We start from the raw sequence: 11,500 nt of genomic DNA on the forward strand, positions 1-11,500 counted from the left end.
AAAATCGTTATGAATTTCAAAATGAATATAAAATATCTAAAAAATTGAAAGATAATTGGTATTTATTGGAACGAATTGAGTAATACAATTTCAAAATTTATTGCTTAAACTGTATCTTTGCATCGATTTTAAAGAAGCAAATGTCCAATTATTTTCAATATTTTAAACATCCAATTACTACGTACGAACTTCCCAAAAAGTTTGATTATCCATTTTATTATGAACCTACTGAAATTGCGAAGCAAGCATGTAGAGAGCTACAAGAATACTTGGAAAATCAAACCGATTTTGAACATAATTTTGGTTTAGAAAATGACCAATCTTCCACTCCAATTGGTAAAATGTTTGGTGTTTTAGTTGTTCGAAATCAAAAGAATGAAGTAGGATATTTAGCGGCAGTTTCAGGTAAATTGGCTAATACTAATCAACACAAATTTTTTGTTCCACCTATTTTTGATATGTTGAATAAAAATGGTTTTTTCTTAGAACAAGAAGAACGTTTGAATGAAATCAATCGTATTTTAGAATCATTAGAAAATGATCAAAACTATCTACAACTTAAAGAAGATTTTATTCAATTTGAAATCAATTCTAAGTTAAAAATTGAAGAAGGAAAACAACTTTTAAAATCAAATAAAAAAGACCGAAAATCTCAACGCGAAACAATTTCATCAACTTTATCTGAAGAAGAAATTCAATTTTTTGAAGAAGATTTAGTAAAACAAAGCTTACGGGATAAATATGAATTCAGACTTTTGAGTGAAAAACTTGATGCTGAAAAACAACTTTTATTAAACAAAATAAATGTTTTTGAGAATGAAATCAGTTCTTTAAAAGAAGAACGAAAAACAAAATCTAATTCTCTTCAAAATCAATTATTTAATCAATATCAATTCTTGAATAAGTTTAAGCAAGAAAAAGGATTATTAGAGATTTTTTCGAACACTGTTTTTCAACAACCTCCAGCTGCTGCAGGAGAATGTGCTGCACCCAAATTATTGCAATATGCATTTCAAAATGATTTAGATCCAATTTGTATGGCTGAATTTTGGTGGGGAGATTCGCCAAAGTCTGAAGTTAGAAAACACGGTCAATTTTATCCAGCTTGTACAGGAAAATGTGAGCCTATTTTAGGACATATGTTGGATGGAATTGAACTGAATGAAAACTTATTATTGAAGCAAAATTCAACTGTTGAAGAGTTAGAAATTTTATATCAAGATGATGATCTGGTTGTTATCAATAAACCAGAAGAGTTTCTTTCGGTTCCTGGAATTGAGATTAAAGATTCGGTTTATCTTAGAATTAAACATCAATTTCCGTTGGCTACAGGTCCAATTATTGTTCATCGTTTGGATATGTCAACTTCTGGTATTCTTGTTTTAGCTTTAAATAAAGAGAGTCATAAAATTCTTCAACAACAATTCATTAAACGTAAAGTTCATAAACGTTATATTGCCCTTTTAGACGGAAATATTGAGGACGATAATGGTTTTATAGATTTGCCTTTGCGTGTTGATTTGGACGACAGACCACGACAAATGGTTTGTTATGAACATGGAAAAACGGCGCAAACAAAATATGAAGTCATTGCAAGAAAAGACAATAAAACACTTGTCTATTTTTATCCGATTACTGGTCGTACACATCAATTGCGCATGCATGCTTCGCATCGTTTGGGACTAAATGCGTCAATTATTGGTGATGATTTATATGGAAAAAAAGCAAATCGTTTGCATTTACATGCTGAATCTTTGGAATTTACACATCCAAAAACGAAAGAATTGATGAAATTTCAGGTAGAACCAAATTTTAATCTCTAATTTTGTGAAAGAATACAAAGAATGGAAAATAAAGATTTGACAATACGAGAAGTGATTTATCGCGATATGGATACGTTGATTATGGCAAAATTGAAAAACGGATCTAACATTTCGATAGATGATTTGATCGATATTTCTTCTTATTTAGCAGCAAGTTTGTTCCGTGAACGTTGGAAACAAAAAGGTGAGTTGAGCGAAGAGGAAGTGAATATCGTTTTAGGAAATTTAGGTGATTTTTGCAACGAGCATTTTGGTGAATATTTTACTCAACAAGATTTTGATAAAATTGTAAAGATCTCTCAATTATTGTTACAAAAACCTACGTTTGATAACGATTCGAAAGAATTTTTTGATGAAATATTGAAAAATTAGAGAAAAAATTAAACATAAAAAAACCACTTCTAATGAAGTGGTTTTTTATTTATCTAAAATTGATTAATCAATTACTTTTCCAATTAAATCGAATTCGTAAGCTTCAATAATCTCTACATTTACGAAATCACCAACTGGTAAATAGGTATCAATTGCAGAAATCAAAACTTCATTATCAACATCTGGCGAATCATATTCTGTACGACCAATAAAATTCTCACCTTCTTTGCGATCAATCATTACTCTAAATTGTTTTCCAATTTTTTCTTGATTCAAATCGTACGAAATCTGAGATTGAATTTCCATAATCTCTTCAACACGTTGTTGTTTTACTTCTTCTGGAACATCATCTTCCAAATTATAAGCATGTGTATTTTCTTCGTGTGAATAAGTAAAACATCCCAGACGATCAAATTTTTGCTCTTGTACCCACGCTTTCATTTCTTGGAAATCTTCTTCGGTTTCACCTGGATAACCACAAATTAACGTTGTACGAATCGCCATATCAGGAACTTTTGTACGCATTGCATCTAACAAAGCATTTGTTTTTTCGTGTGTTGTACCACGACGCATTGATTTTAATAATTTTGTCGAAATATGTTGTAACGGAATATCGATATAATTACAAACTTTAGGTTCTTCGCGAATTACATCCAAAACATCTTCTGGGAAACCAGCTGGAAATGCGTAATGCAAACGAATCCATTCGATTCCTTCAATTTTCACTAACTCTCTTAATAAAGTCGCTAATTCACGTTTTTTATAAATATCTAATCCATAATACGTTAAATCTTGCGCAATCAAAATTAATTCTTTCGTTCCATTTTTTGCCAATTTAGTAGCTTCTGTAACTAAATCTTCGATTGGACGAGAAACATTTCCTCCACGCATCAAAGGAATTGCACAGAAAGAACAAGGACGATCACAACCTTCTGCAATTTTAAGATAAGCATAATGACGAGGAGTTGTTGTTAAACGTTCTCCAACTAATTCGTGCTTATAATCTGCTCCTAAAGCTTTTAACAATAATGGTAACTCGCGCGTACCAAAATATTGATCAACATTTGGAATTTGTTCAATTAAATCTGGTTTGTATCGCTCTGACAAACATCCTGTCACGAAAACTTTTTCTACCAAACCATCTTCCTTACGTTGCACATAATCTAAAATTGTATCAACACTTTCTTCCTTTGCATTATCAATGAAACCACAAGTATTAATCACTACAATTTCCCCAGATTGTTCATGTACAACCTCTTTCCCATTGGCTTTCAGCTGTCCCATTAACACCTCAGAATCGTATACATTTTTAGAACATCCTAACGTAATTACATTAATTTTCTTTTTTCCAGTCGATTTTGTACGCATTACTCTAATTTAAGTCTGCAAAATTACGAAATATTTGAGAGAACTAATCGAAAAGATTGAATGGAACTAGTATAAATAGCTAAAATAAAATTTTTTAAACCTAAATGGATTTAAATAGAATAGATTTCTATACAACTAACTATTTAAGAAGATTAATCAATTATTACGATATTCTACTTGAAATCTATTTAATAAATATATTTTAACGAATTGATTAACAAAATATAACAAGTCATTTATAGTTTAATCTCAACAATAAATGTTAAATTTGAGTTTATTAGTATTTTAAATTAGATTTCAAAGCAATGCTTTGAAATTAAGAAGGTCAAGATTTCTCTTGACCTTTATTTTTTATATTTAATCGATATGATAATGACTCGGAAAAACTTTTTTAGGATTCTGTTTGAGAATATTCAACCTGAATTGACTTTCTAAAAATCCATAACCATAATTGAAAAATTGAATTAAAGTTGTTTGAATCGACAATAAACCAACTACCGCTGATTTAAAACGAATAGTTGAGAAAATAAAAATCAAAAACATGTAAATTAACCACAAAACAAATGGAATTTGAAGAATAAATCGATGTTTTGGAAGAATAAAACTCAACAATAAAAATAAAAATGCAACTAAAGTTCCGACAAAAAATAAGCTTGGAAACCAAAAAGTTGGTTTGATATAATTTGGATGTCGTTGATTAAGAATTGGGCGTGCAACTCCAAATTGATACACTTGTTTCGCAAATTTCTTTAACGAAGTTCTACGTTTATGTATCACTTTCGAATCTTGAAATAATCGCGTTTCAAAACCATTTTCCCACAAACGCAGCGATAAATCTGGATCTTCTCCAACACGCAAATCAGCAAATCCACCCGTTTTTTCGTACGCTTTTCGTGAAATTCCCATATTAAAACTACGTGGTTGAAATTTACCAATTTGTTTTTTTCCACCTCTAATTCCTCCTGTTGTTAAAAAAGAAGTCATCGAAAATGTAATTGCTTTTTGTAAATCTGTAAACGATTCATCTGCATCATCAGGACCACCAAAAGCATCAACAAAATTAGTTGTCAATTCTTTTTTAACAGATTCAATATAAATTGACGGAATAATGGTATCAGAATCTAAGAAAATGAAATAATTTCCATTCGCTTTTTCCATACCGTAATTTCTCGATTTCCCAGGTCCCGAATTTGTTTTGTAATAATAATGAAGATCTAATTGAATTTCAAATTTAGCACAAACAGCATCCAATTTATTTTTAGAACCATCGTCTACAATAATAATTTCGAATGACTTATCCGTTTGTTTCGTTAAACTTGACAATAATTCTGTCAATTCATCTTGACGTTCGTAAACGGCAATAATTATCGAAAGTTGTAAATCTTCTTTTTCCAAAATAAATTATTGATTGAATGATTCTTTCAATTCTAAAGTTACTTTCTGAATTTCATCTAAATTCTTAAAATGCTTCAATTTGAAAGTTGATTTTGATTGTTTCAATTCGTGAACAATCGCCAAAATCGTATCCAATGGACTTTGCTCCTCTCCTTTCGGAGTTTCATCAAAATTAATTCCAACCAAAGAAACCTCTTCAATCATTCCGAACAACCATTCTTCTAAAAAAGTATTCAAATCTATTGAATCAATTTTATGATTTGCCCATTGATTTTGTTTCGCTTTTTCAGCTAAATCTGTATTCGACCAAAAACAAATAACCTCTAAATTAGAGCCATCTTCATACTCAAATTCCTCTGAATACGAAACAGCAAAACCTTCTTCCGAAGTTAAAAGATATACTTTTTGATCTTGACAAATTTCTTTTATAAATTGATTCACTTTTCTTAATTTTGATTTTTAGCTTTCTTACTTCCTTCATACATTTCGTACTGTAAAAAGTCGCATTCTAACTTACCGTTAAACACTTTTACTTTTTTCGAAGGACGTAAACCGACATATTTTTTGGCTTGTAAATCTGATGTGATGAACCACGCCAACGTATTTGGATAACTCGATTTTAAAGTGTCTCCAATTTGTTTGTAAAATTCTTGGTTATTATTTTCGATACGCTCATCATAAGGCGGATTGAAAACCAATAAAACTGGGAATAATTCTTTCTTAGATGTAAAGAAATCTTGATTTCTAATTTCAATAAAATCTTCTAAATCTGCTGACTTAACATTCGCTTGAGCAATTTTCACCATCATTGGAGAAATTTCGTATCCAACAATTTTATATTCAGATTCTTTTATACGATTTAGACGAGTGTTACGAATTTGCGTAAACAAAGTTTCGTCATAATCTGGCCAATTTTGAAATGCAAAATGCTTACGATGAATTTGCGGCGGAATATTATTCGCGATCATTGCTGCTTCGATTAACATTGTTCCCGAACCACACATCGGATCAAGGTAATTTCCTTTTCCATCATAACCTGCTTGCAACAACAAACCTGCTGCTAAAACTTCGTTAATTGGTGCTGGTCCAGTTTCTTCACGATAACCGCGTTTGTGCAAAGAATCTCCAGAAGAATCTAATGACAACGTAATTTTATCATGCGAAATATGTAAGTTGAAACGCACATCTGGAAAATCTTTATCGATACTTGGACGACGACCATCTTTTTCTTTAAATCGGTCTACAATAGCATCTTTTACTTTTAACGCAGCATAATGCGAATGCGTAAAATAATCTGAAAAAACAGTTGGGTCAATCATGAAAGTTTGATCAACATTCAAATAATTTTCCCAATGGAATTTCTTGAATTTCTCATACAATTGATGATCATTTTTCGCAGAAAATGTAAGAATTGGTTTCTGTATGCGAAGTGCAGTGCGCAAACTATAATTGGCTTTGTACATAAAACCTAAATCGCCATTAAATTCAACCATTCGGTTTTGAACTTTAACATCTGCTGCACCCAACGCTCTTAATTCTTGCGCTAATATATCTTCGAAACCAAAAAAGGTTTTCGCAATCATTCTGAAATTTTCCAAGGAAATAAAATTTTTACAAAAGTACGGGAAATAAAGGAAATGGAGAAGTTAGAATAATTATATTTGAAGTTAAATTAATAGAAAATATGAAATTGTTATTCTATTATGGTTTCACGTAATAAGTCTTTAACTTTTATATTTATTTTTGTGAAAAACCTTTATTATGATAAAAAACATAAATTTTATTTTATTTATTCTTATTTCTACTTTTTCTTATTCGCAAAAAATTCAAACTTTTAAAAATTCAAATGGAATAGAAAATTTACAATATTCTTATTATGAAAACAAAGATTTAATTAAAGTGAAACATGGTCAATATTCTTTTACGAAAACAAATCCTTCTACTATTGTAAAAGGAAATTATATAGATGGGCTTAAAGATGGAATTTGGACTTGGAATGAAACTGAAAAAAATATTATCTATAAAAATTATTATAATCTTATAACAACCAAAATAATAAAATCTTACAATAAAGGAAAAAGAAATGGAAAATGGTATTCTAAAACTACAATTCAAACGTTCTTTAATGGAAAATTAGAAAATGTAAATAGTCAAGAAATTTCTGAATAATTTAAAAATAATGTACAAATAGGCACTCTTACTTACAAGAAAGACAATAAGCATCCTGTTATTATATATTTTAATAATAAAGGACAGATAGTTGGTAAATATAGATTCCCATTTGGTGCTGGAGATTTATTTCTTGATATAAATTCAAACGGTGTTGTTACTAATTTTGATAATAACAATAAAGATATAACTTCTGAAGCTATACAATTTGGTAATGAATATTCTAACGATAAGTCAATTATTGAAAATTCTAAATTAAAAGGTTTTGATATTCAAGAAAAAAGCTTAGAAGGTTGGGTATATGATGCTGAAGATACATACAGAGATTTAGAAGAGTTAAATAATTATGGTATAATAGAAAATGATCTAATAAAAGGTTATTTTATTCACTCTAAATATGATTACAATCTAATAAGAGCATTTGAATTAAAAGTTGCCGCTGAAAAAGAAAGAGAAGTGCTAAAACTAAAAGAACAAGAAGAAGAAATAAAAAGACAAGAATCTGCTAAAATTAATAGAAGTTTAGATTCTCTAATTAAAGGTAATTATAAGATCATTTCCATTACTTTTAATAGAGAATCAAAATATAAATTTAGAAAAGATTTTAAATTAGATAACTTTATTAATAAAACGATCACAATTTTTAAGTTTGATATAGATTTAAAAAATATTGAATATAGAATTATAGATAATGAATTTTATGAAGAACCATTACATTTGAAAAAGAAAGATAGACCTATACCAAAATCTTCATTCTATTTAGAAGTTTACGGATTTGAGAATAATAAAAATCCTGAAACTTATAAGCAAAAAACTCTATATTCTATTAAAAAAAATTCTGTAAATAGTATTGAATTTATGAATAATAAATTTTTAGTTTCGAATAAAAATAATATTCTTTTCTTAGAAAATGAGACACTGTCCAAAATTTTGTGTAAATATATTTCAGGTGGGTTTGACTTTTTTATAGTTGAACCCTTTTTTCAAATATAGTTAAAAATTGATTTAAAATTATTCCCCAATTATGAATTGGTTGTGTCCATTTTTTTGAGATTTGCATTAACGATAGATAAACTGACTTTTTGAGCGCGTCATCTGTTGGGAATACTAGTTTATTTTTGGTATATTTTCGGACTTTTCCATTCAAATTTTCGATAAGGTTGGTGGTGTAAATAATTTTTCTGATTTCAATAGGAAAGTCAAAAAATACAGTTAATTCGTCCCAATTATTTCTCCAAGATTGCATTGCGTAGGGATATTTTTGAATCCATTTTTCTGCAAAACGATCTAATTCTAAAGCAGCCATCTCTCTGTTTGGCGCATTGTAAATGAGTTTCATGTCTGAGGTAAATTCTTTTTTATCCTTCCAGACTACGTATCGAGCAGAGTTTCTAATCTGGTGAACCACGCAAATTTGTGTGTTCGCTTGAGGGAAAATATTGGTTATAGATTGTGTAAATCCGTTTAAATTATCAGTTACTGTAACCAAAATATCTTCTACGCCACGCGCTTTTAAATCCGTCATCACACCTTGCCAAAAAGCAGCAGATTCGTTCTCTCCAAGCCACATTCCAAGGATTTCTTTGTGACCTTCACGGTTTAAACCAACAGCTAGATAAATCGTTTTATTGATTACTTTTCCGCCTTGACGAACTTTAAACACAATGCCATCCATCCAAACAATGCAATAAATAGATTCTAGAGGACGATTTTGCCAATCCAAAACTTGACTATTTACTTTATCAGTAATGATGGATATTGCTGATGTAGAGAGTTTATAGCCGTATAATTCGTAAAGTTCCTGCTCAATATCCGAAACACTTAGACCTTTAGCGTATAACGAAATAACCATATTTTCAACAGAAACTGATTTGGATTGATGTTTTGGGACAATAATTGGATCAAAACTTCCTTCTCGATCTCGAGGAACCTCTATTGTAGATTCCCCATATTCGCTTTTTAAACGTTTTGAAGTTGTGCCATTACGTGCATTGGAATTGTCACTTTTCTCATTTTTTGAGTAACCTAAATGGGCTTCAAGTTCGCCTTGTAGCATGGCTTCTAATAAATCAGAATGCAATTCTTTTAATAATTTACTTAGATCTTCTTGGGTTTTGATCCCTTCTAAATGACCTTGATCTTGGATGAATTGGGCTACAGATTTTTTCATAATAAACTGTGTTTTATAAATTTAATAAAATAAATAAGGTGAGTTACTAAACCCACCTTAATTTATGTTTACACAGTTTTTTGGATATTGCCGAAAATGAAAATATAATAATTGAGTTAGAAAAATATTCAAAACAATTATCTGTTCTTGACAAACTTCCAAATACGTCATATCAAATTAAAAGAGATTAAACTTAAATTAAAAATTTTATTTTTCTTCCCTTCCAGTCTTCGTACCTTTCGACTATCAAAATTTAACTTTTTAGAATTCGATATAAAATGGAAAAAATCACAGATCGTCTTTCAGCTTTGAGAGAAGTTATGAAACAAAATGGGATTAGCGCAACAATAATTCCTGGAACAGATCCTCATGGAAGCGAATATTTACCAAATCGTTGGAAAGAACGTACTTGGATTTCAGGTTTTAATGGCTCGGCTGGAACTGCAGTTGTTACGTTAGAAAAAGCAGCTGTTTGGACAGATTCGAGATATTTTATTCAGGCAGAAGATCAATTAAAAGACACGACTTTTGAGTTGATGAAAATGAAAATGCCAGAAACACCTTCTATCAACGAATGGATTATTTCTCAGCTAAAAGAAGGAGAAGTTGTAGGACTTAATCCGCAAATGTTTGCGCACAATGCTTTTGTAGAAAATTTTAATGAATTTTCATTCAATCAACTTTCAGTTAAAAATATTGATTTAATTGATTTAGCATGGCAAGATCGTCCTGCTTTACCAGAGAATCCATTCTATATTTATGATGTAAAATTTGCTGGAAAATCTGCTTCAGAAAAAATTTCGGAAGTACGAAATGAAATGAAAAAAGCAAATACAAATGTTTACATTATGAATTCTTTGGACGAAATTGCTTGGTTATTTAACATTCGTGGAAATGATGTTAACTATAATCCATTGACAATTTCGTATGCTGCTGTAGATACGGAAAATGCGTATTTATTTATAGATGAAGCGAAAGTAACTGCCGAAACAAAAGCCGCTTTAGCTAATGAAGGGATCACAATTCAACCTTATTTAGCGATTTATGATTATTTAAAAAATCAGAACGAAAAATCACATGTTTTGGTAGACGGAAATCGAATCAATCAATCGTTATATGAAGCCATTTCTACTTCTTCAATAATTAATTTAGTTGCTTCTCCAGTAACAAATCTAAAATCTGTTAAAAACGAAATCGAACAAGAAGGCTTCAGAAATGCAATGGTAAAAGATGGTGTTGCATTGACGAAATTTTTCATGTGGTTAGAAGAAAATATCGAAAATAACATTAATGAAGTTACAGTTGATGAGCAATTGAAATTTTTCCGTTTACAACAGGAAAATTGTAAAGGTGTAAGTTTCGGAACAATCTGTGGATACGCTGATCACGGTGCAATGAACCACTACTCTGCTTCACCTGAAACTGCTTATACATTAGGACGAAAAGAAATGTTGCTAATTGATTCTGGAGCTCAGTTTTTGGAAGGAACAACAGACATTACGCGTACATTGATGTTAGGAGAACCAACGACACAACAAAAAACAGATTATACCTTAGTTCTTAAAGGAAATATTGGTTTATCGCAAGCTATTTTTCCTATTAATTCTCGTGGTTCTTTGTTAGATGTTTTGTCGCGTAAAGCGCTTTGGGAAAACGGTTTCAATTACGGACACGGAACTGGACACGGTGTTGGTCATTTCTTATGTGTGCACGAAGGGCCGCAAAGTATTCGTTTAGAAGAAAATTTAACGCCACTTAAAGCTGGAATGGTACTTTCTAACGAGCCAGGTTTGTATCGCGATGGTGAATACGGAATTAGAATAGAGAATTTAATGATTGTTCAACCAGCGATGTCAACTCAATTTGGTGATTTCTTGAAGTTTGAGATTATTACAGTTTTCCCAATTGAGAAAAATTTGATTGATGTTAATTTAATGACAAACGAAGAAATTGCATGGTTGAATAATTATCATCAATTTGTTTTCGAGAAAATTTCTCCATTCTTAGATGAGAAAGAAACAACTTGGTTAAAAGAAAAATGTGAGGCTATTTCTAAGTAAATTTAATTTCAACAAAAAGTCATTCTAAATTCGTTTCAGAATCAGACATAAAAAAATAAGAAACTGAAAATAAATTCAGCTAGACAAAAAAATCCTATTCGAAAGTGAATAGGATTTTTTATTTCCCATAAAATTTGTATTAT

General features: G+C 30.2%; 10 protein-coding genes. 5 read left to right on the forward strand and 5 right to left on the reverse strand.

The genetic code is table 11. From position 1 onward, the window contains the following. Positions 1–140 precede the first annotated feature (140 nt). Together ACTS9J_RS09650 and ACTS9J_RS09655 are read left to right on the forward strand one after the other, a co-directional pair. Entirely contained in the window at positions 141–1,823 is a 1,683-nt protein-coding gene (locus tag ACTS9J_RS09650) for a pseudouridine synthase (protein ID WP_448353167.1), read from the forward strand. A 21-nt stretch (positions 1,824–1,844) separates the two neighbouring features. Further along, positions 1,845–2,195 carry a hypothetical protein gene (locus ACTS9J_RS09655; protein WP_038335727.1) on the forward strand — a complete coding sequence of 117 codons (351 nt, stop codon included), beginning with the start codon at positions 1,845–1,847 and terminating at the stop codon, positions 2,193–2,195. Between the two features lie 63 nt (positions 2,196–2,258). Here ACTS9J_RS09655 and rimO read toward each other — a convergent pair whose 3' ends face one another. The 4 genes from rimO to ACTS9J_RS09675 form a co-directional block, all read right to left on the reverse strand. Continuing rightward, positions 2,259–3,563: a 30S ribosomal protein S12 methylthiotransferase RimO gene (gene rimO, locus ACTS9J_RS09660; RefSeq protein WP_125349344.1), complete on the reverse strand. Its 1,305-nt coding sequence runs from the start codon at positions 3,561–3,563 to the stop codon at positions 2,259–2,261. A gap of 357 nt (positions 3,564–3,920) precedes the next feature. Further along, on the reverse strand, positions 3,921–4,958 hold the full coding sequence (locus tag ACTS9J_RS09665; protein WP_416410984.1) for a glycosyltransferase: 1,038 nt from the start codon (positions 4,956–4,958) through the stop codon (positions 3,921–3,923). A gap of 6 nt (positions 4,959–4,964) precedes the next feature. Next, positions 4,965–5,399: a DUF2750 domain-containing protein gene (locus tag ACTS9J_RS09670; RefSeq protein ID WP_416410983.1), complete on the reverse strand. Its 435-nt coding sequence runs from the start codon at positions 5,397–5,399 to the stop codon at positions 4,965–4,967. Between the two features lie 5 nt (positions 5,400–5,404). Next, entirely contained in the window at positions 5,405–6,562 is a 1,158-nt protein-coding gene (locus ACTS9J_RS09675) for a THUMP domain-containing class I SAM-dependent RNA methyltransferase (RefSeq protein ID WP_416410985.1), read from the reverse strand. Between the two features lie 157 nt (positions 6,563–6,719). On the opposite strand from ACTS9J_RS09675, the gene ACTS9J_RS09680 reads away from it, so the two are divergent. Both ACTS9J_RS09680 and ACTS9J_RS09685 read left to right on the forward strand, forming a co-directional pair. Further along, a complete protein-coding gene (locus ACTS9J_RS09680; protein WP_416410982.1) occupies positions 6,720–7,127 on the forward strand; it encodes a hypothetical protein in 408 nt (135 codons plus the stop codon). 456 nt (positions 7,128–7,583) lie between these two features. Beyond that, the gene (locus ACTS9J_RS09685) at positions 7,584–8,120 is read left to right on the forward strand and encodes a hypothetical protein (RefSeq protein WP_448353168.1); all 537 of its coding nucleotides are present in this window, start codon (positions 7,584–7,586) and stop codon (positions 8,118–8,120) included. On the opposite strand, the gene ACTS9J_RS09690 is transcribed toward ACTS9J_RS09685, so the two are convergent. Next, positions 8,092–9,297: an IS256 family transposase gene (locus ACTS9J_RS09690; RefSeq protein WP_219035089.1), complete on the reverse strand. Its 1,206-nt coding sequence runs from the start codon at positions 9,295–9,297 to the stop codon at positions 8,092–8,094. The genes ACTS9J_RS09685 and ACTS9J_RS09690 overlap by 29 nt on opposite strands. Before the next feature lie 278 nt (positions 9,298–9,575). Here ACTS9J_RS09690 and ACTS9J_RS09695 point away from each other — a divergent pair, with 278 nt between their 5' ends. After that, complete coding sequence (locus ACTS9J_RS09695) at positions 9,576–11,357, forward strand: aminopeptidase P family protein (protein WP_221855883.1); 1,782 nt, start codon at positions 9,576–9,578, stop codon at positions 11,355–11,357. Positions 11,358–11,500: the final 143 nt, after the last annotated feature.

This window comes from Empedobacter sp. ULE_I140 (assembly GCF_053482575.1).